Source organism: Enterococcus sp. HMSC072F02 (assembly GCF_001837725.1).
GTDB lineage: Bacteria > Bacillota > Bacilli > Lactobacillales > Enterococcaceae > Enterococcus_B > Enterococcus_B lactis.
Genome location: NZ_KV833976.1, coordinates 83,954 through 106,225 on the forward strand (window position 1 = coordinate 83,954; position 22,272 = coordinate 106,225).

Genomic DNA, 22,272 nt, shown 5'->3' on the forward strand with positions numbered 1-22,272 from the left:
TCTTGCTGTTTTTGCGCTTCTCTTTTGTCCATGTAAAATTTTCCTCCGATTCCTATAGTAAGAATGGTCAAAATGATGACTATGGTCTTTCGTCTTTTCTTAGGCAAATAGAAGTCTCCTTTCGGGTTATGTATGATGGATTGTTTCTCCTTTAAGATAAGTACGCAATCGAGCCTGGATTTTTTTGGATTTTTTAGAGTTACTTTTCTACTTTTCTACTTTCTTTTTTATCACGTTTTCATTTTAAAGTAATTTTGATAGTAGTGAACAAAATGTAGCATCTACGCACAGATTGTGTCGTATACGATGGACGTAAGGTTTGTTTCCGCCATTCTCTCTTTTTTTTAAAGTCACAAAAAAAGGGGTTATGACAAAATTTTGTCATAACCCCTTTTCTCGTATAAAGGTTGTTCCAGAAGTTGACCACTTTGGGAACAACCTTTAAATGATTGATCTTTTATTATTTAGTTGATCCTTTTTCTTCGATTCCATAAGGCAAGATAATCGTTTTTTCTTCGACTTCTTCTTTATTCATCATTTTCGTCAATAGGCGCATGGATACCGCTCCTAAATCGTATAATGGTTGTGTGATACTTGTCAAACGAGGACGAGCTACTTCTGTCAGTAAAGAATTGTTGCTTGTGATGATTTCGAATTCTTCTGGTACTTTTACGCCACGGTCTAATAAACCATCCAAGATACCAATGGCTAATTCATCGTCTGAAACATAGACAGCTGTTGCACCGCTATTATGGATCCGGTCAACTAGAGACAGACCATCTTTAAAGTTGTATTGTGCCTCAAAGATTAATCCTTCGCTATATGGTAGATTGTTTTCGCTTAATGCTTCTTTATAGCCTTTCAAACGGTTTTGGCCATTGATAGGATCAATCAGCGCACCGCTGACAAAAGCGATTTTTTTATTGCCGCTTTTTGCTAATTTATTTACTGCATCTTTTGTTGCTGATACATAATCAATGTTTACGCTACCTACTTGTTCATCTGGATCAATGGAACCAGCTAGTACAACAGGCGTTTTTGAACGTGAAAATTCTCCACGGATTTCGTCTGTGATATGGTGACCCATAAAGATCACGCCGTCCACTTGCTTAGCCAATAAATTATTCAATACATTGACTTCTTTTTGATCGTTGCCATCTGAGTTTGCTAAGATGATATTGTATTTGTACATTGTTGCCACATCGTCGATACCACGTGCTAAAGAGGCAAAGAACATATTGCTGACATCAGGAATGATTACCCCAACTGTTGTTGTTTTCTTACTTGCCAAGCCACGTGCGACTGCATTTGGACGATAATCCAAGCGATCGATAACTTCCAAGACTTTTTTTCTTGTTGCTGGTTTGACGTTTGGATTGCCATTTACGACACGTGAAACAGTAGCCATCGAAACATTTGCCTCTCTCGCTACATCATAGATAGTGATTGTTTGCTTTTCCATTTGTGTTCTCCTATTCATATTTTATATGTTTTCTGAAAATACGTCTTACATTTCTAAAATAGGATATCAAATAATCTCAACAATTGCAACCGTTTTATCTCTGTTTTCATGAAAATTTTTACTTTTTTCAGTTTTAAGAACGTTGGTCTTTTAATCAATCAGTGGTACAATTATTGAATACAAAATTAATTTAGAAAGTAGGTTGCTAAATGAATAACGTAAAAATCAATGAACTACGTCAATGGATGGCACAACACCAAGTAGAATTGGCTTATATCAGCGACCCTGGCCACATCGCTTACTTTTCCGGATATGAAAGTGATCCTCACGAGCGTGTACTAGCTCTTTTTATCCCTCTGGAACAAGATCCTTTCCTTTTCACTCCTGCTCTGGAAGTTGAAGATGCTCAAAACAGCAGCTGGACGTACGATGTACGTGGCTACTTAGACAGCGAAAATCCTTGGGAGATCATCGGAAAAGAGCTTCGCGCACGCTATGGGCAACCTGGTAATGTAGGTATTGAAAAGAATGCTCTGACTGTCGATCGCTTCGATGCTATCTCTGATATCTTGACAGGTACAGATTCTTACACCGATCTAACTTCTATTATCCAGCGTCTGCAACTGATCAAAACGGTAGAAGAAAAAGACAAACTGATCGAAGCTGGTAAATGGGCCGATGTTGCCTTTGAAATTGGCTTCAAAACAGTAAAAGAAGGCGTAACTGAACAAGCAATTATCGCAGAAATCGAATACCAATTAAAAAAACAAGGTGTTTCACAAATGTCTTTCGACACATTAGTCCTTGCAGGAGCAAATGCTGCAAGCCCTCATGGTACACCAGGAAGCACGAAGGTTTCACCAAATGAACTAGTGTTATTCGATCTTGGCGTTATTTGGAATGGCTATTGCAGTGATGCTACTCGTACAGTTGCTTATCAAAAACCAACTGAATTCCAAGAAAAAATCTATAACATCACTCTTGAAGCACAGCTTGCCGCACAAGAGGCAGTTCGCCCAGGTGTGACAGCAGGTGAACTTGATCAAATCGCACGAAACGTGATCAACAGCTATGGCTACGGCGAATATTTCAATCACCGTTTAGGTCACGGAATCGGAACAACCGTCCACGAATTCCCTTCTCTTGTAGAAGGAAACGACTTAGTGATTGAAGAAGGGATGTGCTTCTCTCTTGAACCAGGAATCTATATTCCTGAAAAAGTAGGGGTACGTATCGAAGATTGTGTGTATGTGACAAGTGATGGTTGTGTGCCATTCACGACTACACCAAAAGAATTACTTGTTTTAGAGTAATGAAAATAAAAAAGGTGAGAGCTGGTCCGCTCTCACCTTTTTTATTCTAGAAATGAGTAATCTTAGTGATTGGTAGTCGAATCTGTCATTGTATCTTTCATTTCTTTCTTAGCTTCTTTTGCATCTTCTTTTGCCATTTTCAACATTTCTTTTGTGTCATCTGCAACTGGTTTTGCTTCTGACATTCCTTCATTGACCGTCTCTCCTGCTTTATCTGCAGCATCTTTTACATCGATCATGATATCTTCTGAAGTATCTTTAGCAATACTACCTAATTCGTCTGCTGGCTTTTTCAGATCTTCTGCTGTTTTTTTGAAACGATTAGATAAATCAGCTGATTGTTCTTTGAGGTTTAACAAGATATCATCTGATTCACTTCCTGCTTCCTCTGCTGATTCACTTACCTTCTGCTTAACATTGCCTGCTAGATCCCCTGCTTGTTGAGAAAGATCTTGCGCTTTTTCTTTTGCAATACCTGTTAACTCAGATGATTTTTCTTTTGCCATATCTGTGTAATCTGAAGCCATGTCCATCAAATCATCTGCTTGAGCAGCCAATTCATCCCGAAGTTCTTTACCAGATTTGGGTGCTAACAATAATGCGGCGATTGCTGCGGCTGTACCTCCAACTACTGCACCTAATAAAAATCCATCTTTTTTAGCCATTCTTATTTTCCTCCTGTCGTTTCAGTATGTTTTTTGTTTTTAAAAAATTTCATCGCTGTTCCACCGACTTTTCCGGCAACAGTCGCTTTAGCTGTCGTTTTTCCGATTCCGCCGACTTTCGTCACGATGTTTTTACTAGAATGATTAAGTTCCGATACACTTTCACTTAAATCAGCAACTGCTGTGAACAATGGATCGATCGTTGCGACTTTTCCATTGATATCCAAGAGCAGCTCATTACTTTTGACTAGCAAGCCTTCTACTTGTCTAGATAAAAGATCTACGTCTTGTGTGACGATCTCAATTGTCGTATTTGCTTCTGCGACAGTCTGGTCTACTTTTTCTAAAGTTTTGGAAACTTGCAACAATACGCGAACGATGAAAACGACAAGTATCGCAAAGGCGATTGCTGCGATCAATCCTGCAATTTCTCCTCCTGACATGATCAAACTCCCTTCTTGTCTCTCTTTTCTATAAGGATAGCATTTTCGTGTTTTTTAAACAAATAAAAACGAGCTTCAACTACTTTTTATTCAATTAGCAGCTGAAGCTCGTTAGAAAAAAAGATTATTTTTTCTTTTCTTCTTTGATTTCTGTTATTCCTTTTGGATTATGATTGATCTTGCTTCCTTCTGCTTCTAATGTTTTACCTAAAGACATGATGTATTCACGCAAAGGTGCCCCTACTTCTGGATGTGTCAGACCATATTCAATACTTGTTTTCATAAAACCAAATTTGTCACCAACGTCATAACGTTTACCTGTGAATTTACGGGCAAATACGCGTTGTGTTTTATTCAACGTATCGATTGCGTCAGTTAGTTGGATCTCATTTCCAGCACCTGGTTGTTGTTCTGATAATACATCAAAGATTTCTGGAGTCAATAAGTAACGCCCAATAATAGCTAAATCACTTGGTGCTTTGCTTGGATCTGGTTTTTCAACAAAGTTTTTGACATTGTATAACCCATCTTCCAGTACTTCCCCTGGGTTGATGATTCCGTATTTTGAAGTTTCATCGTGAGGAACTTGCATAACGGCAATCGTAGAAGCGTGTGTACGCTCATAGTCATCGATCAATTGCTGTGTCAATGGTACTTCGTCTTCCATGATATCATCGCCTAGCATAACGACAAACGGTTCATTTCCAATAAAGGCTCTTGCTTGAAGAACGGCGTGTCCTAACCCCTTTGGATGAGATTGACGGATGAAATGCAAATTGACATCTGTCGTTTCTTCTACTAATTTCAATAATTCGGTTTTTCCTTTTTCACTTAGGTTTGTTTCTAATTCGATATTTGAATCAAAGTGATCTTCGATTGGTCGTTTAGCTTTTCCTGTAACGATCAAGATGTCTTCGATTCCTGATTTCAACGCTTCTTCAACGATGAATTGGATCGTTGGTTTGTCCACGATTGGCAACATTTCCTTTGCCATCGCCTTTGTTGCTGGTAAAAATCTTGTTCCTAATCCTGCTGCTGGAATAACTGCTTTTTTTACTTTCATATACATTCGCTCCTTCAAAAAATTGTTAATGAGAATTCATTTTCTTTTTTCCCATCACGTAACATGATTTCTTTTGCGGCTGTTTTGATTTCTTTTTGTTCATACAGCACTTCATAGATTGTTTGAGTGATGGGCATTTCGATTTCCATCATTTGGGCTAGTTCCATCGCTGCTTGAGTAGTATTCACACCTTCAACAACCATTCCCATATTGGCTAGCACCTCTTCTAGAGGCTGACCTTGTCCTAACAAGTTGCCTGCGCGCCAGTTTCTGGAATGAACACTTGTGCAAGTAACGACTAGATCACCTACTCCGCTTAAGCCAATAAAGGTCAGTGGGTTGGCACCCATTGCTACACCTAAACGGCTGATCTCAGCTAATCCGCGCGTCATGATTGCCGCTTTTGCATTATCGCCAAACCCTAAGCCGTGAATAGCACCAGCTCCAATGGCAATAATATTTTTCAAAGCTGCTCCCATCTCTACACCAATCACATCAGGGTTGGTATAGATTCGAAAATAATGGTTCATGAACAGCTCTTGTACATATTTTGCTGCTTTTACATCTGTGCTTGCCGCTGTGATCGTCGTAATGTCATGCTTTGCTACTTCTTCCGCATGGCTTGGCCCAGAAAGAACAGCAACAGCTTTTCTTTTTTCTGTCGGGATTTCCTCTAACAAGATTTCAGAGATTCTTTTATGCGTTCCCTGTTCTAATCCCTTACTTGCGTGGATGATCACTGGCTTCGTATTCAATTTGGCAACTAGTTCTTTTGCAACAGAACGTATCGCTTTCGTTGGGATAACGAATAGTACCGCATCTGCATCTTTTACTGCATCTTCCATATCGGTGAATGCTCGGATGGAATCGGGTAGATGATGATCTGGTAAATAACGTTGATTGGTGTGTTGGGTGTTGATTTCTTCTACTTGTGAAGCACGATGTCCCCAAATCCGAACGTCATGTCCGTTTTCAGCGAGGACTTGTGCTAAAGCAGTCCCCCAAGAGCCTGGTCCTAAAACCGCTACTCTATAATTCATTTTACCACTCCTGAAATTTTTTTCATTTTTAACGCTCTAAAAATCAAATAATTTGTTGATTTTTTCCTAATGAGCGGTCATAATCCGGTAAATTTCCTTTTTTTCTACGCCAAATAAACAGAATCAATGTGCCGACAAATAAAACAGCAGACAATAATTGAGAAATGCGGATCACACCTAAAAAGTAAAGGCTGTCTGTGCGTAACCCTTCGATAAAGAAACGTCCGAAACTATACCACATTAGATAACATAAAAGGACTTCTCCTTTTTTCAAAAGATGTGGTTTCTTCCGCAAAACCAAAAGCAGAATAAATCCAATCAAACTCCAAAGTGATTCATAAAGAAAGGTTGGTTGTCGATAGATTCCTTCGATATACATGTTATCAATGATGAATTGCGGTAAATGCAGACTTTCTAAGAAACTTCGTGTCGTGTCTGGACCATACGCTTCGTGGTTCATGAAATTTCCCCATCGTCCGATTGCCTGCGCCAATAATACGCTTGGTGCAGCGATATCTAAAAAGGTCCACAAAGAAATAAAATGATATTTGGTAAAAAAGTACAGTGTGATTGCACCTGCAATCAATCCCCCGTAAATCGCTAATCCTCCTGAACGGATATTGAATATCTGGATTGGATCAGCTATATATTGGGGAAGATCGAATAAAACATAATACAAGCGGGCACCAATAATGGAAATCGGCAATCCCCACAACATAAAATCTGTCACGTCATCTGCTTTTAATCCTACCCGAACAGCTTCTCTGCTGCTGAGCCACATGGCAATAATGATTCCTGATACGATAATCAATGCATACCAGTAGATAGGAATTCCTACAAGCTCAAAAGCAACTCGATTGATTTGTGCTAACATATTGTCACTCCTTGCTAGTCATTGCCTGAGTTTTCTTCAATCAAGCGACTTAATCTTTCTTCAAATGTTTTCGTTGCGTCAAAGCCCATTGTACGCGCGCGGAAATTCATCGCGGCTACTTCAATGATGATTGCAACGTTTCGTCCTGTTTTGACAGGGATTTTTATTTGTGGAATGCCCACTTCCGCGATTTCAACGGTCGTGTCTTCAGAGCCCAGACGGTCGTATTTCTTATCTTTCGCCCATGCTTCTAGATAAACAGCTAACTGGACTTGCATAGAGCCTCGTACCGCACTCGCACCGAAAAGATTCATTACATCTATGATACCGATCCCTCGAATCTCAATCAGATGTTCCAGGATTTTAGGAGGTTCTCCGATTACCGTCAGTTCATCTTGCTGATAGACATCTACTCGATCGTCTGCGATCAATCGATGTCCGCGCTTAATCAGTTCCAACGCCGTTTCACTTTTCCCTATCCCACTGTCCCCTTGAATTAGTACACCTAATCCGTAGACATCGACTAACACACCGTGGACACTTGTTCGAGGGGCTAAGCGCCCATCTAAATAACTAGATAATTCACCTAGCAGCCGGGACGTTGAGATAGGCGAACGCAGCACAGCTATCCCATTTTCATTGGCTGCTTGGATCATTTCTTCCGGAGCCGGCAATCCTCTTGAAATAATAAATGCGGGCATATCTTCACTACATAATCTTCTCATAATGATCAAACGCTCTTCTGGGATCATCCGTTCCGCAAAACTGATTTCTTTACTGCCAAATAGCTGTAAACGATTATGGGAATAATAATTAAAATAACCGGTCAACTCTAGTCCTGGGCGTGAGATGTCCCCAGTCACGATGACGCGGTCTAAACTTTTCTCGTCGCCTGTGACGATTTCCAAAGATAATTTTTTTACTAATTGGCTAACTTTTACAACTTCTGACATTCATGCTACCTCATTTCTATTAGAGTGTTCTCTATCATTTTATCATTGTCTAGCCAAAAGTACTACCAATTAAAAAAAACGTTTTTATTTAATTACCAATGTAATAGAAAACGCATTCTTTATTCTAAACAAAAAAGCTGCGCCGAGATCTCGGCACAGCTTTTTTTATTTTCTGCTGTTATGTTCACTAACAATTACATTGACAAGTGACATCAAGATAGCTACGAATAACGCTGCACCAAATGAAGAAAAACTAAAATGTTCTGCTCCTACAAAAAAGGAAGTCATTTTAAGAATCGCTGCATTGATAACAAACGTAAACAATCCCAATGTGACTAATGTAAAGGGCAGGGACAGGATCGTCAAAATCGGTTTGACAAACATGTTCAACACAGATAATACGAAGCTGGCAAGAACGGCCGTCCAAATACTGCTCACATGGACCATCGCAGGAAAAAGAACAGCCAACGATATGAATGTTAACGTATTAACCAAAATACGCTGAAAGTACGACATTAAAAGTCACTCCATTCGTCATCATCGATTTTTTCCGCTTCTTTGCGTTTTTTTGTTTGTTCACGATAATTGTTTTTTTCATAATATGCATTGTTATGTCCATAGTTTGTTCGTGCAGAACGCGCAGATGGGATAATCAAAGCTAATAAAATGTATAAAATGATTGGACTTCCAAAAGCAACTAAGCTTAAGAATACATAAAGCACACGGATAACAGTGGGATCAATCCCGATATATTCCCCAATCCCTGCTAAAGTACCTGTCAAAACAACATTTTTATTGGATTTTGTCAACTTTTTTTTCATCATGTCTCACCTCTGTTCTACTATTTTAAATGAAGAAAATCGTTGTGACAACCTTCTTCTTAATCGGTGTTCAAGAGATAGCCTATCGGCAATAAGGCACAATTTTTTAAAATAGGGGAAGCTATTTTAAAAAATCGCTTCTTATTGCTCAAGGCTGAACATCTCTTTCACAACCTCTTTATTTATCTGTATCTTTTAAATAGATACTTCCTGTTGTCGTTGAAAGCTGCACTTGTGCGATCTCATCATCTGAAACACGACGGAATTGCAACATTTGGTTTGTCCGTTCTTTTTTCTCACGAACTACTTCGTAATTGGACAGACGGCTGTTGATGCTTCCAAGACTTGTTTTAGCGTGTCCTTCCAAACCGATGCTATCTGGTAAAGCAACTTTGACATTCCCGTTCACTGAACTTGCTTCTACTTTTTTCAAATTATCTTCTTTAATCGTAAGACGTACATCACCATTTACTAAAGACACAGAAAGGTTTTCTGGTGTGGCACCAAATGTCACTGTACCGTTTACTGTTTCGATAATAGAATCTAAGATGTTCCCGTTTCGAATATCGATATTGCCGTTTACACCTTCTACTTCCAGCATCGTTGCAGTTAATTGGTTCACGATGATGTTCCCATTCGTAGATTTTGTATAAATATCTTTAGCTTCCAATGTCTCAATCATGATGTTGCCATTTAGAAGTTTGACAGCTGCATGGTCGTATACTCGTTTAGGTAAGTAGAAAACAAGGTCTGCACGCACACGCTTATTTGGAATTTGAAAGGAAATATGATCTTCATTGACCTCGATCTGGCTCCGTTCAGAGAATGCTTCAAATGGTTCAGCACCCATTTTTCCGTAAAGTTTGATCTTGGCTTCCACTTTCACATCATCACTGTTCCACGTTTTTAACGTCACGTTTCCGTTTGCTGCCTTGATATCAAGGATACTTGCTGCAGGAGCTTCATAGTAAAATTCATGTTCAAATTTCGTTGTCGCAATTCCAGGGACGCGTAAGCTGACATCTTTCCATTCCATGTTATCATTTACTGTTTCTGAAACAGTTTGGAATGTTTTCTTCAAGAATTTGCCTAACTGTGATCCAGCTTCTGACATTTTTTCGCCTACTTGATTCAGCGTATCTGTCGCTTGATCTTTCCAATCATCTGGCAATTCAAACTTATCCGTAAATGTTTCTTTTTTCTCAGACCATTGGTTCTTGCGGATATCTTTTAATTCTGCTTCCAGCTTCAATTGTTCTTCTAATAGTGTATCGCCGGTTGCTTCTAACTCTTTGATTTCTGCTTCTAACGTTTGACGCTGTGCTAATTCTTCTTCTGTCAACTCGCCTAATTCTTCTTTTGTATTCAGCTGCATCAATGCTTCCTGTTTCTCATTACGTGCTGCCTTATTGTCAGCGAATTGAGCATTTACTTCGTCTAGACGCGCCGAAGTTTTATTCGCTTCAGTTGCTAGTTCATCTAAGATCTTTTCTAAGTTTTCTTGATCTTGTCTTTCTTTTTCTTTTGGATCAACTGGCTCAGAAATTCTTTCTTCACCGTTTTCAAGTTCATCGATCAATTGACTTACCTGATCTTTTTCTTTATGACTAGCAGTTACCTTGTCTGCTTCTTTTTTGATTTGTTTTTCGTCTTTTTCAGTTGCCATGCTTTCTAATAAATCTAAGCCTTCTTCAGTCGAAAGGATTCCTTTTTTCACTAAGTCTAAAATACGTTCTCTTTCTTTCATGGAAATTGCCTCCTTAAGCAAAATTGTTTGCAAGCTTTTCCTTACATCCATATTATGCACTGATTCAGTAAAAATGTCATAGGACTTAAGTTGTAACTTTTACTCCATCTTGAGATGTTCCTTCTTTTTTGTAAAGAGATATGCTGTAGTCACGCAAGTTAAGGGCAGGACAAGTAGTGCGGCCAATGTGGTAAGGATAGCCATCGTATATTCCAAGACAAATGATTTTTCATTGATTATTTGCTGAAAAGGAATGTCTAAATCAATGAACCAAAGAATCAACGCTAAAGAACTCCCCATAAACGCAAAAAGAAGAGTCATCACTGTTGACGCCAATATTTTTTTAGCAATGGCAAAACTAGCATGGCGCAATTGGTTAAAAGACAAATGCGGATTTGCCTGATATACTTCGAATGTTCCACTAGAAATCGCTACACTCGCATCTAAAACAGCACCGCTAAGACTGATGAGAAGCAACGACCTCGCAAGTAGTCTAAAATCAATTGCTAACGTCTTATCTAAGCCAGATAGTTCTTCTAGTTCTATCGAAGTAAACCCTTGGATCGCTAAAAAATCAGTGATAGGAATCAATAGTAGGAAACAAAACAAAAAGATCAGTATACTGGCAAAAGCGGCTCGCATTTTCAGATTATAACCGTTGATAAAAAATAAGATAACCACAGCGATCAATAGGAATCCTATAATCGACAATACCAATATCGGCCACTTCTGATGATAGCCGAATAATAATAGGAAAAAGATTCCTAAATTAATGAATAATCCTAAAAGAATATACATACCTTGCGTACCACCGACAAATAGCACACTAATTGCAAAAATCCCAACAAGTATAATAAGTACATTCATTTTTTTAACCTCCTTACAGCGAGAAAAAAGAGGACCGCGATGGGGATTGATAATACTATTCCTAAGCTGCCAGCAATGACGCGTAAAAATTCTAATGATAAATGTTGTTCTACCGTTTCTTTGAAAGACCATTGATTTCCTAAATATAACAGAAGCGATGGAATCGCTCCGCTGATATAGACGAATAAAAGGATATTAGCCATCGAACCAATCACATCTCGGCCCACTTGCCTTCCTGAAAGCCATAACTGTTTCGCTGATATTTTCGGTTGTTGCTTGGTCAATTCTTCTAATGTCGCAATGACTGTGATCACGGTATCCAGTGTCCCTCCAGCTGTCCCAATCAGCACGCTGGAAAGAAAAACAGAACGATACGGTCGTGTCAGATAATTCAGTTCTTCATAGCGCAGTCCTTGATCTTTCCAATGATTCATTGTCAAAAGACAAATAAAAAATGCTAAAAAAACACTTGTAACTGCAGCCGAAATTTTGATTATACTGCTTCTATTCCATCCGTCTAACGCCAATATACTAACGATTATCCCTATAACGACAAATAAGATTGCTATATTTAAGAGAGAAATACCTTCTGTTTTGGTAAAGAGGAGCAACAAAAGTAAAAGTAAAACGATGTTGACGATGAGACTTCCCAAAGCAAATACACCCTGTTTTCCACCAATAAGCAACATGGTGCCAATGAAGATACTTGTAAAGAAAAAAAGCCAGCCATCATTTTTTTTTGCTACTAGTTGCCATTCATCTCCATGCATTTGGACAAGATAGATTTGTCTTGTTGTTATATTTGCTGTTTCGATTTGATTTTTTTGATAAGGAGCCGATAAAGAAATCACTTCTCCTTTTTGGTCCGTGTTCATCAATCTTCCTGTAATCAATTGCTGATCCTCTTCTATTCTCACTCTTTCGATCTCGATAACAGGTACGTCATATAGAGCAGCTTGACGCTGAATAAACCATGAAGCAAGTATACAAATAAAAAATAGAGTGATGATGATGCTAATCTTTTTTTGCATTCTTTATCCTTTCTATTGGAATAATGAAAAGGGTTTGTGACATGTTTTGTCACAAACCCTTTTCCAGAATAAACGGTGTTCAATCAGCTGACCTTCGGTATTAGCTCAAAAAACGGCAAAATATGAGGAACTATTTTACCGTTTGTTTCTCTAATACTCAGGACAAAACGCTGATTTCACAACCTCTTTTCCTAAATAAACAGCAGAATCACAACTTCAGTTTAGAAAATCTCATTGTGGTTCGTATTTAACTCAGTGATTTTCCCTGTAGCCAAGTAGACGATCCATTCACAGATGTTTGTCACATAGTCTCCGATTCGTTCTAGATAACTGGCAACATTCAAATAGTCTGTTCCACTGATGACTGTTTCAGGATTTTCTTGCATGTTTTTGATGGTTGCATTATAGATTCGATTGAAATAGTCATTGACTCTTTGATCCATATTGGCGATCGTACGCGCGTCTTTTTCGTCTGTTTTGACATATGCAACTAGGACGTTGTCCACCATTTTTTTCACGTAATCGGACATATCGGAGATCTCTTTTTCGATTTCCGGTATTCTCGTCTGTCCTTTTACGCGGATTGTAGATTTAGCAACGGACACCGCATGATCGGCCATACGTTCTAAATCAGAGCTAGCTTTCATGACCGTGATAATCATACGCAAGTCAGTTGTAACTGGCTGTTGCAATGCAATCATTTCAAAACTTTTTTTCTCCAAACGCGTTTCCATATTATTGATATTTATATCGTTTTCGATAACTTCTTGAGCTAAGATTTTATCGTGTTTGATGTATGCACGAACTGACTTGTGCACAGCGCTGCTCACCATCATCCCCATTTCGTAGAACTGATTATGGAGATTCAGCAATTCTTCTTCAAATTGTGTACGTAGCATTCCGTTTCCTCCTTATCCAAATCGACCTGAAATATAATCTTCTGTCTCTTGTTTTTCTGGATTCATGAATATCTTCTTCGTATTGTTGTATTCGATCAAGTGACCATCTAAAAAGAATGCCGTCTTATCTGAAATACGTGAAGCTTGAGACATATTGTGGGTCACGATGATCATCGTATACCGCTCTCTTAATTCTAACAGCATACTTTCGATTTTCCCAGTAGAAACAGGGTCAAGTGCACTAGTTGGTTCATCCAATAAGATGATTTCGGGATTCACTGCCAAAACACGTGCGATACATACACGCTGCTGCTGCCCACCGGATAAAGACAAGGCACTTTTATGCAGTTTATCCTTCACATCCTCCCAAACAGACGCTGCCTTCAGACTTTCTTCCACTACTTGATCAAGGACTTTTTTATCTTTTTCTCCTTTTAACTTCAATCCATAGATGACATTTTCATAAATAGAAAAAGGAAATGGATTTGGCTGCTGGAACACCATGCCGATTTCTTTTCTTAGTTCAACAACATCTGTTTTCGGACCATAGATGTCTTTGTCTTTATATAAAACACTTCCGGTGATCGTTACATTTGGAATCAGATCGTTCATTCGATTCAACGAACGTAGATAGGTAGATTTCCCGCAACCAGAAGGACCGATCATCGCTGTGATTTCACCTTGATTGAAACTTAGATCGATTCCCTTTAGTGCTTCTTTCTTTCCATAATACAGATGAAGATCTTTGGATGAGATAATTTCTTTTGTCATGTTGAGGCCTCCGTCTTAACCAAAATGACCGGACACATAATCTTCGGTTGCCTGAATTTTTGGTCTGGTAAATATCTTGTTTGTTTTGTCATATTCCATTACTTTTCCTAGATAGAAAAAGGCAGTGTAGTCGCTGATACGAGCTGCTTGTTGCATATTATGCGTCACGATGATGATCGTGTAGTCTTCTTTCAAGTTTACAAGTGTTTCTTCAACCGTTCCTGTCGAAATAGGATCCAAGGCACTTGCCGGCTCGTCTAACAGCAAGATATCGGGTTTCATCGCAATTGCACGAGCGATACACAAACGTTGCTGTTGTCCGCCAGATAAAGCCAAAGCACTTTTATCCAAGCTATCTTTTACTTGATCCCACAAAGCTGCTTGTTTCAAGCTTGTTTCAACGATTTCATCTAATTTCTTCTTGTTTTTTTCACCATGTTGTTTCAAAGCAAAAGTTATATTGTCATAAATCGATTTGCTAAAAGGGTTGGGGCGTTGGAACACCATGCCTATCCGTTTGCGCATTTCATAAACATCCACTTGAGGCGCATTGATATCCACGTCTTTATACATGATCTTTCCAGTGATTTTCGTATTAGCGATCCCATCATTCATACGATTCAAAGAACGAAGATACGTGGATTTTCCGCAGCCAGAGGGGCCAATCAATGCAGTGATCTTATTTTTTTCGAACTCTAGATCCACTCCCTTGATTGCTTCATTGTCGCCATACCAAACATGCAGATCATTCGTATATAATGCTACTTCCTTCTCTTTTGGCATGGTAATGACATTTGTTTCATTCCAATTATATTTTTTCATCTTACTTCTTCTCCTTAGGCTGAAGTCATTTTTCGGTATAATCGTTTGCCAATCGCACGAGCGCCGAAGTTGAACAGTAAAACAGCAATGATCAACACGGCAGAAGCACCAGCCGAAACAGAAACACCATCAGGCATCGTACCTTCTGTGTTGATCTTCCAAATATGGACAGCCAGTGTTTCAGCTTGGCGGAAAATGCTAATCGGACTAGAAACACTTAATGGATTCCAGTTCGTAAAATCTAATGCTGGCGCGCTTTGACCAGCTGTATAAATCAATGCGGCAGCTTCACCAAAAATTCTTCCTGAACTTAGGATCACACCAGTCAAAATTCCTGGTGTTGCTTCTGGAACAACCACTTTTATCACTGTTTCCCAGCGTGACAAACCTAACGCCAATCCAGCTTCTCGTTGTGTGTAATGGACCGCTTGTAAAGATTCCTCGACCGTTCGAGTCAAAAGAGGCAGGTTGAATACGGTCAAAGCCAATGCACCAGAAATGATTGAGAAACCATACTGGAATTGAATAACGAAAACCAAGAAACCGAATAAACCGACAACAACAGAAGGCAAAGAACTCAAGATCTCGATAGACGTACGGATCACGTCTGTCAGCCAGTTTTTTCCGGCATATTCTGAAAGATAGATACCCGCACCTAAAGAAATAGGAAAACTGATGATCATGGTAATCAAAAGCAAATAAATCGAGTTAAACAGTTGAATCCCGATACCACCGCCTTCTTGGTAGGCTTTGGAAGGTTCAGTCAAGAAAGACCATGAAATGTGCGGTATTCCTCGAACTAAGATATAAAGTAATAAAGCTGCTAAGATCAATACGATGATCCCTGAAACCACATATAGAACACCTGTAGCAATTTTATCTGAGCGTTTTGCGTTCATTATTTCAGCTCTCCTTTCTTCCCAATCATACGGATCACGATATTAAAGAATAATGACATCAATAGCAAGATCAGCGCTAATGACCATAACACATTATTTTCAACTGTTCCCATGATTGTATTTCCGATTCCCATTGTCAAGATGGACGTCAATGTAGAAGCAGGAGTAGTAAGTCCTGTTGGCATTAATGCCGCATTACCAATAACCATTTGGATAGCTAAGGCTTCGCCAAACGCACGAGCCATACCAAAAACGACTGCTGTTAAAATCCCGGGCACTGCTGCTCGCAGCACCACTTTGTAGATTGTTTGCCATCTTGTGGCACCTAGCGCTAATGAAGCTTCCCGATAGTGCCGTGGCACTGCCTTTAATGCATCCACAGTCATCGTTGTGACAGTCGGTAAGATCATAACGAATAACACAAATGTACCAGCTAAGATACCGAACCCTGTCCCGCCAAAGATACTTCTAACAAAAGGAACGATAACAGATAGACCGATAAATCCGTAAACGACAGATGGAATACCTACAAGTAGTTCGATGACCGGTTGCAAGATCTTCGTTCCGTTTTTAGGAGAAATCTCCGTCATAAATACTGCTGCTCCGATAGCAAATGGTGTGGCAACGATAGCTGATAAAAAAGTCACAATAAATGAACCTGTGATCATAGGCAATGCCCCTACCATTGGTTTCCCATTTGCTCCGATTTGGCTCGGATTCCAATCTGTACCAAACAGAAAATCAAATACATTGATCTTATCAGTAAAAAAGGTGGCCAAACCTTTACTAGCGACAAAATAAAAAATAGATAATACAACCAACACGATCAGCGCGATACATAAAAAACTAATAAATTTTCCGCGCTGTTCCATTTTTGAACGTTTTGATTTTGTTAATAATACTTTTTTCACATCTTCCACAGATGACTCCCCCTTAATCAGGTTTAACATACTCACTCAGTGTACAAATTGAACATCAATTTGGTTTTAATAACATGTAAAAGTTTAGATAAGTTTGTAAATTTTGTGTAAAGATTACTGTTTAACAATGTTTCCTTGCCAATCACGTTCAACTTTCATATGTGAAACAGGGATATAGCCTAGCTCTCCGACAATATTATCTTGTACTTCATCAGATAAGATATAGTCTAAAAATTCTTTTGTCAGTTTTTTTGGATGGTCTCTTGTGTACATATGCTCATATGCCCAAATCGTCCATTTGTTCGTTGTCACATTTTCATCTGTTGGTTCCACACCGTTAACGTTCAACGTATCCACATCATCGGAAACGTAAGAAAAAGCAACATAGCTGATTGCTCCGGGTGTGTCTGCAACGATTTGGCGCACCATTCCGCTTGAATCTTGTTCCTGTGCCTGAACAGCTGTTTCTCCGTCCAATACCCATTTTTCAAACGTACTACGGGTCCCGCTTCCTGATGCACGGTTCAATATAACTACTGGCTGATCTTTCCCACCGACTTCACTCCAGTTTTTGATCTCGCCCGTAAATAATTTTTTCAGGTTCTCCATACTGATATCTTTTACGCCAATATCCTTGTTCACAATAGGAGTGATTCCAACAACTGCTACTCGATGATCGACTAATGCCGAAGCATCAATCCCTGATTTTTCTTCCGCGAACAAATCAGAATTTCCGATATCGACTGCTCCTGACTGTACTTGAGACAAACCAGTTCCGCTTCCGCCCCCTTGTACATTGATGAATTTTCCAGGATTTTCTGTCTGGTAGGTTTCAGCAACCGTTTCTACTAAAGGCTGTAAGGCAGAAGAGCCAACTGCAGTAATGGATTCTCCTCGATCAATCCACTTTGAACAGCCTGATAAAAGAATAGCTAATCCTATTATTGGTAAGAATAATTTTAGTTTTTTCATTAGAAATCTCCTTTAATCCTAAAGTATGTCTATTCTATCATTTTCATTACTTGATGAAAACGAATCAAAACCATTAAATAACAAAATAAATTCTCATAATTGCAAAAAAAGCTATCTCATTAAAAGTTTCTATGCTATACTGGCTTTGAAATGTGTCTCTTTTAATAGCATATATTAGCTTATTTCTTGCTTTCCCCAAAAAACAAGAGATACCCCAAAGTTAATTTCGCTCATGCGAGACGCTTTCTCCATTTCTGACGTACTCTCAGAAATGGCCCCGAGAAAAAAGGACACGAGATTTCCATCTATTGATGGCTCTCCTGTCCTTTTTGTATTTTAAAGGAGCGGCGAAATCAGTCTTGCTAATCCTTCTTTCATCTTGATCATCATCCCTCGGTTTTCATACACTTCTTTTGTGAGATGCGTCGAAATCTTTGAATCTTCAAAGAATGCTTTTCTTACGCGAGAAGCCATTCGTTCATCATAAATCAGTGTATTGACTTCAAAATCCAATCTAAATGAGCGAACGTCGATATTAGCTGAACCAACGGAAACGATGCCGCCATCGATAATCATCGTCTTTGCATGGATAAATCCATTTTCATATGTTTCGATTCTTGCCCCATACTCGATCAGCTCTGCAGCGAAAGAATACGTTGCCCAGTAAACGAGAAGATGATCTGGTTTGTTAGGTATTTGGATATGGACTTTTACGCCTGAGAGAAGAGCCAACTTCAATGCCTCATGAATCGATCCATCCGGTATGTAATACGGCGTTTGGATCAATATCTCCCGTTTGGCTAACGAAATCATTTTCAAATATGTCATTTTGATTTGCTCATGTTCGGTATCTGGTCCGCTTGTCACGATTTGAACAGCCATATCACCTGTAGAATGAATGGTCGGGAAAAATTCCGGTGAATATCCTACTTCTTTTGTATGCTGAGAATTCCAGTCCATCAAAAAACGGTTTTGCAAGGTGTAAACCGCTTCTCCATAGATACGCAGATGATTGTCTCGCCAATAACCAAATTTCTTTACCAATCCTAGATATTCGTTTCCAACATTGAACCCACCTGTATATCCGATTTTCCCATCAATCACTACGATTTTACGATGATTGCGATAATTGATTCGAGGATTGATATACGGAACGAATAGAGGAAAGAAAAATGCGACTTCTCCACCTGCTTTTTTCAAATTCTGAAAAAAACTAGAAGAAACTTGTGTGGAACCCCATGCATCAAGAAGGACTCTGACTTTTACTCCGCGTCTTGCTGCCTCTGTCAATGCCTCTCGAACTTCTTCACCTAATGTATCACTGCGGTAAATATAATATTGGAAATGGATATGGTCTTCTGCCTGTTTGATATCCTCGATCAGCGCATCGAATTTTTCACGACCATCTGTAAATAAAGTGATTTCATTTTTAGTCGTATAAAGCGTACTTTCAAATACAGTAAGCATATAGATCAATTGTTTCACATCTACTTGTCCAGTAGGCGGATGAGGATAAAGTCCTCGCATCAATGCTTGTTTATCTTCTTCGATTTCTAGATTCTTACCGATTTTCCCTTGGATCTTCAAATCAAAGATTTTCTCTTTGGAAATCCCTCTTCCTAAAAAAATATATAAAATAAATCCTACAACTGGAATGAACATCAAAACGAGCAGCCATGCCCATGTTTGCGCAGTTTCCTTTCTTTCTCGAAAAACGATAATAAAGGAAAGCAAAATATTCATAATCAAAAGGATCGTAAAAAAATTGTCAACGATAATCTTCACGGCTTCACCTCTTTTTCTACCAACTTAAGAATACCCAAGTTGTTTTTTAAAGTAAAGAGAAAAAAGCCGCCCCATTTACTCCACCTAGCTGATAAAAAAAGAAAGCTGGAACGAAATCGTCCAACTTTCTGATTATATTTATCTTGTGACACTAGAATTTCAAGAAACGTCTCATAGAGATGATCGAGCCGAGTGAACCAATGATCACACCAATACCGACCATCAAAAGATTGATTTTCCAAACGATATTTTCTGGATGGATCAATGAATAATGAGATCGTAATAATGACGGATTGATCAATTGGTAAAACCATGCGTAACCAAATGTAATGATCAGTATCGGAAGAATGGCACCGATTAAGCCGATCCAACCACCTTCAAGGAAAAATGGCCAGCGGATATATCCATTTTTTGCTCCTACTAAACGCATGATTTGAATTTCACGCTGTCTAGATAAAATCGTGATCCGAATCGTGTTAGAAATGAGAAACATTGCTACAAACAACAGCAATGCCGCCGCAACTAATCCCCATGTTCGAACTGCACCAGCAATTTGGAAAATCCGATCTGAGGAAGGCCCACCGTAATCAGAACGGGAAACATTCTTCAAATCTGCCGCTTTTTCTGATACTTGTTTTGTATAAGAAGGATCGGTAGCACTTACTACGTATACATCATATAACGGGTTATTATCCCCTTCAAACAATTTCCAAGAATCACCCATTTCTTTTTGGATTTTCTTCAATTCCTGTTCTTTGCTTGAAAATTCGACTTTTTTGACATGATCTAAGTCATTTAATTCTTTTTCTAGTTTTTTCATCTCTTCGTCTTTTGTACCAATGTCTACGAACACAGATACATCCACGTTTCCTTCTATATCTTGTGCTAGTTTGGTTGCGTTCATGATGACCGCCATGAACACACCAACTAAAGTCAACGTGATCGTTACCGCACTGACCGAAGCTACTGTCATCCAGCCGTTACGTTTCAAACTCTTGATACTTTCTAATAAATGGCGGAAAAAGGTTCTAATCATCGTATCCATATTCCCCTTCCGCTTGGTCTCGCATAATGCGGCCGTTTTCGATAGCAATTACTCGGTGTCGAATCGTATTTACGATCGTACTGTTATGTGTAGCCATCACGACAGTTGTTCCTTGTGCATTGATCCGATCTAATAGTTTCATGATTTCCCATGAGTTTTCCGGATCTAGATTCCCTGTCGGTTCATCCGCGATAAGTACTTTAGGTGTATTTACGATTGCTCGGGCAATAGAAACACGTTGTTGTTCCCCACCAGATAATTCGCTAGGAAAGACTCGGACTTTGTGTTTCAAACCAACAAGATCCAGCACTTCCATTACTCGTTTTTTGATATCCCGAGGTTTTCTGCCGATAACTTGCATGGCGTACGCAACATTTTCATATACTGTTTTTCTTGGTAATAATTTATAGTCTTGGAATACCACGCCGATTTCTCTGCGTAGATAAGGAACTTCGCGGTTTTTGATGGCTATTAGATCATGACCTGCGACGTTCAAAGTTCCTTTTGAAGCTTTTTCTTCTCGATACATCAATTTGATGAATGTAGATTTACCAGCTCCAGACGGACCAACAACATACACAAACTCTCCTTGTTCGATGACAATCGAGAGATTGCGGATAGCAGTGGTACCGTTTGAGTACTTCTTCATTACATCCTTCATTTCAATCATGGCGTTCTCTCCATATCTTTTTCAGTCTTTAGCTATTATAGCATGGCAATGTTTCAACTTGCTTGCAAAATCTTACAATTTTATTTCAATTTAACAAAGGGCTCTTATTGCAGATGCATTTTCAAATAGCCGTCAATAAATAAATCAAGATCTCCGTCCATAACAGCTTGGACATTTCCTGTCTCTACGTTTGTCCGATGGTCTTTTACCATAGAATATGGATGGAAAACATAAGAACGGACCTGTGATCCCCAGCCGATTTCTTTTTGTTCTCCTCTCAGTGCAGCTGCTTCTTGTTCTTTCTTTTCCACTTCTAATTGGTAAAGCTTAGCTTTCAGCATCCCCATCGCTTGTTCCCGGTTTTTCAATTGTGAACGTTGTGCCTGACTCGCTACTACTGTTCCTGTAGGCAAGTGAGTGATTCGTACAGCGGATTCTGTCTTATTGATGTGCTGACCACCTGCACCACTTGCCCGATATGTGTCGATCTTCAAATCATCTGGATTGATTTCTATATCGATCGTTTCATCAAGCTCTGGCATCACATCTACCGAACAAAAAGAAGTATGACGACGTTTTGCTGAGTCAAAAGGCGAGATACGTACAAGGCGATGAACACCTTTTTCTGATTTCAGATAGCCAAATGCGTTGTGTCCTTTGATCAGTAGGGTCACACTCTTGATTCCTGCTTCATCGCCTGCTTGATAATCTAGTGTCTCTACTTGATACCCATGCTGCTCTGCCCAGCGTGTATACATGCGTAAAAGCATGCTGCCCCAGTCTTGGGACTCCGTTCCGCCAGCCCCTGGATGCAATTCGACGATGGCGTTGTTTCGATCATAAGGACCATCTAACAACATAGATAATTCATACGTCTTCATTTTTTCATCTAGCGCATTGATACGTGTTTCTGCTTCTTCTTGCATTGCTGCATCAGGTTCTTCCTGCAACATCTCCACCATCAATTCGATTTCTTCCAGTTCTTCAGCAAGAGAATGGAATTGATCATAAGTTTCTTTATTTGCATTGTTTTCACTGATCACTTTTTGAGCAGCTTCGCTATCATCCCAAAAACCAGGTTCAGCCATTTTTGCTTCTGCTTCCGCAATGTCTTCTTCCAGCTGGTCTAAGTCAAAGAGACCTCCTGAAGCTTGTGACCTTTTCCTGCATTTCTGTCAGGAGATTTCGAATTTCGGATATTTCCATGTTT

At 39.2% G+C, this 22,272-nt stretch carries 23 protein-coding genes; 1 reads left to right on the forward strand and 22 read right to left on the reverse strand.

Going from position 1 to position 22,272, the window contains the following annotated elements; translation table 11 throughout:
* Nucleotides 1-460: 460 nt before the first annotated feature.
* Entirely contained in the window at nucleotides 461-1,462 is a 1,002-nt protein-coding gene (ccpA, locus tag HMPREF2731_RS12625) for a catabolite control protein A (protein ID WP_002291653.1), read from the reverse strand.
* 209 nt (nucleotides 1,463-1,671) lie between these two features.
* On the opposite strand from ccpA, the gene HMPREF2731_RS12630 reads away from it, so the two are divergent.
* Nucleotides 1,672-2,775, forward strand: a complete 1,104-nt coding sequence (locus tag HMPREF2731_RS12630; protein WP_010727054.1) for an aminopeptidase P family protein — start codon at nucleotides 1,672-1,674, stop codon at nucleotides 2,773-2,775.
* A 62-nt stretch (nucleotides 2,776-2,837) separates the two neighbouring features.
* On the opposite strand, the gene HMPREF2731_RS12635 is transcribed toward HMPREF2731_RS12630, so the two are convergent.
* The 21 genes from HMPREF2731_RS12635 to prfB all read right to left on the reverse strand — a co-directional run bounded on the left by HMPREF2731_RS12635 (nucleotide 2,838) and on the right by prfB (nucleotide 22,268).
* Complete coding sequence (locus tag HMPREF2731_RS12635) at nucleotides 2,838-3,440, reverse strand: YtxH domain-containing protein (protein ID WP_070873118.1); 603 nt, start codon at nucleotides 3,438-3,440, stop codon at nucleotides 2,838-2,840.
* Between the two features lie 2 nt (nucleotides 3,441-3,442).
* Nucleotides 3,443-3,883 (reverse strand): DUF948 domain-containing protein, encoded by a 441-nt coding sequence (locus tag HMPREF2731_RS12640; RefSeq protein ID WP_002308608.1) that lies wholly within the window; start codon nucleotides 3,881-3,883, stop codon nucleotides 3,443-3,445.
* Nucleotides 3,884-4,007: 124 nt separating this feature from the next.
* On the reverse strand, nucleotides 4,008-4,946 hold the full coding sequence (gene galU / locus HMPREF2731_RS12645) for a UTP--glucose-1-phosphate uridylyltransferase GalU (protein WP_002308607.1): 939 nt from the start codon (nucleotides 4,944-4,946) through the stop codon (nucleotides 4,008-4,010).
* A gap of 14 nt (nucleotides 4,947-4,960) precedes the next feature.
* On the reverse strand, nucleotides 4,961-5,986 hold the full coding sequence (locus HMPREF2731_RS12650; protein ID WP_002308606.1) for an NAD(P)H-dependent glycerol-3-phosphate dehydrogenase: 1,026 nt from the start codon (nucleotides 5,984-5,986) through the stop codon (nucleotides 4,961-4,963).
* 43 nt (nucleotides 5,987-6,029) lie between these two features.
* Entirely contained in the window at nucleotides 6,030-6,860 is an 831-nt protein-coding gene (gene lgt, locus HMPREF2731_RS12655) for a prolipoprotein diacylglyceryl transferase (protein WP_002308605.1), read from the reverse strand.
* Between the two features lie 14 nt (nucleotides 6,861-6,874).
* Complete coding sequence (gene hprK, locus HMPREF2731_RS12660) at nucleotides 6,875-7,813, reverse strand: HPr(Ser) kinase/phosphatase (RefSeq protein WP_002289568.1); 939 nt, start codon at nucleotides 7,811-7,813, stop codon at nucleotides 6,875-6,877.
* Between the two features lie 165 nt (nucleotides 7,814-7,978).
* Complete coding sequence (locus HMPREF2731_RS12665; RefSeq protein ID WP_002303620.1) at nucleotides 7,979-8,329, reverse strand: phage holin family protein; 351 nt, start codon at nucleotides 8,327-8,329, stop codon at nucleotides 7,979-7,981.
* The gene (locus HMPREF2731_RS12670; protein ID WP_002292752.1) at nucleotides 8,329-8,637 is read right to left on the reverse strand and encodes a PspC domain-containing protein; all 309 of its coding nucleotides are present in this window, start codon (nucleotides 8,635-8,637) and stop codon (nucleotides 8,329-8,331) included. Before HMPREF2731_RS12670 ends, HMPREF2731_RS12665 begins: the two co-directional genes overlap by 1 nt.
* 175 nt (nucleotides 8,638-8,812) lie before the next feature.
* Nucleotides 8,813-10,381: a daptomycin-sensing surface protein LiaX gene (gene liaX, locus HMPREF2731_RS12675; RefSeq protein ID WP_070873120.1), complete on the reverse strand. Its 1,569-nt coding sequence runs from the start codon at nucleotides 10,379-10,381 to the stop codon at nucleotides 8,813-8,815.
* A gap of 99 nt (nucleotides 10,382-10,480) precedes the next feature.
* Complete coding sequence (locus HMPREF2731_RS12680) at nucleotides 10,481-11,248, reverse strand: YibE/F family protein (RefSeq protein WP_002292754.1); 768 nt, start codon at nucleotides 11,246-11,248, stop codon at nucleotides 10,481-10,483.
* Complete coding sequence (locus HMPREF2731_RS12685; protein ID WP_002292755.1) at nucleotides 11,245-12,279, reverse strand: YibE/F family protein; 1,035 nt, start codon at nucleotides 12,277-12,279, stop codon at nucleotides 11,245-11,247. Before HMPREF2731_RS12685 ends, HMPREF2731_RS12680 begins: the two co-directional genes overlap by 4 nt.
* A 221-nt stretch (nucleotides 12,280-12,500) precedes the next feature.
* Nucleotides 12,501-13,178, reverse strand: a complete 678-nt coding sequence (gene phoU, locus HMPREF2731_RS12690) for a phosphate signaling complex protein PhoU (protein ID WP_002289490.1) — start codon at nucleotides 13,176-13,178, stop codon at nucleotides 12,501-12,503.
* Nucleotides 13,179-13,190: 12 nt separating this feature from the next.
* Complete coding sequence (gene pstB, locus HMPREF2731_RS12695) at nucleotides 13,191-13,949, reverse strand: phosphate ABC transporter ATP-binding protein PstB (RefSeq protein WP_070704315.1); 759 nt, start codon at nucleotides 13,947-13,949, stop codon at nucleotides 13,191-13,193.
* 15 nt (nucleotides 13,950-13,964) lie between these two features.
* Nucleotides 13,965-14,771 carry a phosphate ABC transporter ATP-binding protein PstB gene (gene pstB, locus HMPREF2731_RS12700; protein WP_002292758.1) on the reverse strand — a complete coding sequence of 269 codons (807 nt, stop codon included), beginning with the start codon at nucleotides 14,769-14,771 and terminating at the stop codon, nucleotides 13,965-13,967.
* A 14-nt stretch (nucleotides 14,772-14,785) separates the two neighbouring features.
* Nucleotides 14,786-15,670, reverse strand: a complete 885-nt coding sequence (gene pstA / locus HMPREF2731_RS12705) for a phosphate ABC transporter permease PstA (RefSeq protein WP_002292759.1) — start codon at nucleotides 15,668-15,670, stop codon at nucleotides 14,786-14,788.
* Nucleotides 15,670-16,590: a phosphate ABC transporter permease subunit PstC gene (gene pstC / locus HMPREF2731_RS12710; RefSeq protein WP_002292761.1), complete on the reverse strand. Its 921-nt coding sequence runs from the start codon at nucleotides 16,588-16,590 to the stop codon at nucleotides 15,670-15,672. Before pstC ends, pstA begins: the two co-directional genes overlap by 1 nt.
* 114 nt (nucleotides 16,591-16,704) lie before the next feature.
* On the reverse strand, nucleotides 16,705-17,562 hold the full coding sequence (locus tag HMPREF2731_RS12715) for a phosphate ABC transporter substrate-binding protein PstS (protein ID WP_002314679.1): 858 nt from the start codon (nucleotides 17,560-17,562) through the stop codon (nucleotides 16,705-16,707).
* 336 nt (nucleotides 17,563-17,898) lie between these two features.
* Nucleotides 17,899-19,347 (reverse strand): cardiolipin synthase, encoded by a 1,449-nt coding sequence (gene cls / locus HMPREF2731_RS12720; protein WP_060806678.1) that lies wholly within the window; start codon nucleotides 19,345-19,347, stop codon nucleotides 17,899-17,901.
* Nucleotides 19,348-19,498: 151 nt separating this feature from the next.
* Nucleotides 19,499-20,383, reverse strand: a complete 885-nt coding sequence (ftsX, locus tag HMPREF2731_RS12725) for a permease-like cell division protein FtsX (protein WP_280515002.1) — start codon at nucleotides 20,381-20,383, stop codon at nucleotides 19,499-19,501.
* A complete protein-coding gene (gene ftsE / locus HMPREF2731_RS12730; protein ID WP_070873122.1) occupies nucleotides 20,376-21,062 on the reverse strand; it encodes a cell division ATP-binding protein FtsE in 687 nt (228 codons plus the stop codon). Before ftsE ends, ftsX begins: the two co-directional genes overlap by 8 nt.
* A gap of 104 nt (nucleotides 21,063-21,166) precedes the next feature.
* Nucleotides 21,167-22,268, reverse strand: a protein-coding gene (prfB, locus tag HMPREF2731_RS12735) for a peptide chain release factor 2 (RefSeq protein ID WP_176747395.1) whose coding sequence is annotated in 2 segments (ribosomal slippage) — nucleotides 21,167-22,195 and nucleotides 22,197-22,268 — 1,101 coding nt in all. Because the reading frame shifts where the segments join, the coding sequence is not laid out codon by codon here.
* Nucleotides 22,269-22,272: the final 4 nt, after the last annotated feature.

Coding starts and splice junctions, on each gene's coding strand:
- ccpA (WP_002291653.1), bottom strand. CDS start 1,462: ATGGAAAAGCAAACAATCACTATCTATGATGTAGCGAGAGAGGCAAAT.
- HMPREF2731_RS12630 (WP_010727054.1), top strand. CDS start 1,672: ATGAATAACGTAAAAATCAATGAACTACGTCAATGGATGGCACAACAC.
- HMPREF2731_RS12635 (WP_070873118.1), bottom strand. CDS start 3,440: ATGGCTAAAAAAGATGGATTTTTATTAGGTGCAGTAGTTGGAGGTACA.
- HMPREF2731_RS12640 (WP_002308608.1), bottom strand. CDS start 3,883: ATGTCAGGAGGAGAAATTGCAGGATTGATCGCAGCAATCGCCTTTGCG.
- galU (WP_002308607.1), bottom strand. CDS start 4,946: ATGAAAGTAAAAAAAGCAGTTATTCCAGCAGCAGGATTAGGAACAAGA.
- HMPREF2731_RS12650 (WP_002308606.1), bottom strand. CDS start 5,986: ATGAATTATAGAGTAGCGGTTTTAGGACCAGGCTCTTGGGGGACTGCT.
- lgt (WP_002308605.1), bottom strand. CDS start 6,860: ATGTTAGCACAAATCAATCGAGTTGCTTTTGAGCTTGTAGGAATTCCT.
- hprK (WP_002289568.1), bottom strand. CDS start 7,813: ATGTCAGAAGTTGTAAAAGTTAGCCAATTAGTAAAAAAATTATCTTTG.
- HMPREF2731_RS12665 (WP_002303620.1), bottom strand. CDS start 8,329: ATGTCGTACTTTCAGCGTATTTTGGTTAATACGTTAACATTCATATCG.
- HMPREF2731_RS12670 (WP_002292752.1), bottom strand. CDS start 8,637: ATGATGAAAAAAAAGTTGACAAAATCCAATAAAAATGTTGTTTTGACA.
- liaX (WP_070873120.1), bottom strand. CDS start 10,381: ATGAAAGAAAGAGAACGTATTTTAGACTTAGTGAAAAAAGGAATCCTT.
- HMPREF2731_RS12680 (WP_002292754.1), bottom strand. CDS start 11,248: ATGAATGTACTTATTATACTTGTTGGGATTTTTGCAATTAGTGTGCTA.
- HMPREF2731_RS12685 (WP_002292755.1), bottom strand. CDS start 12,279: ATGCAAAAAAAGATTAGCATCATCATCACTCTATTTTTTATTTGTATA.
- phoU (WP_002289490.1), bottom strand. CDS start 13,178: ATGCTACGTACACAATTTGAAGAAGAATTGCTGAATCTCCATAATCAG.
- pstB (WP_070704315.1), bottom strand. CDS start 13,949: ATGACAAAAGAAATTATCTCATCCAAAGATCTTCATCTGTATTATGGA.
- pstB (WP_002292758.1), bottom strand. CDS start 14,771: ATGAAAAAATATAATTGGAATGAAACAAATGTCATTACCATGCCAAAA.
- pstA (WP_002292759.1), bottom strand. CDS start 15,670: ATGAACGCAAAACGCTCAGATAAAATTGCTACAGGTGTTCTATATGTG.
- HMPREF2731_RS12715 (WP_002314679.1), bottom strand. CDS start 17,562: ATGAAAAAACTAAAATTATTCTTACCAATAATAGGATTAGCTATTCTT.
- ftsX (WP_280515002.1), bottom strand. CDS start 20,383: ATGATTAGAACCTTTTTCCGCCATTTATTAGAAAGTATCAAGAGTTTG.
- ftsE (WP_070873122.1), bottom strand. CDS start 21,062: ATGATTGAAATGAAGGATGTAATGAAGAAGTACTCAAACGGTACCACT.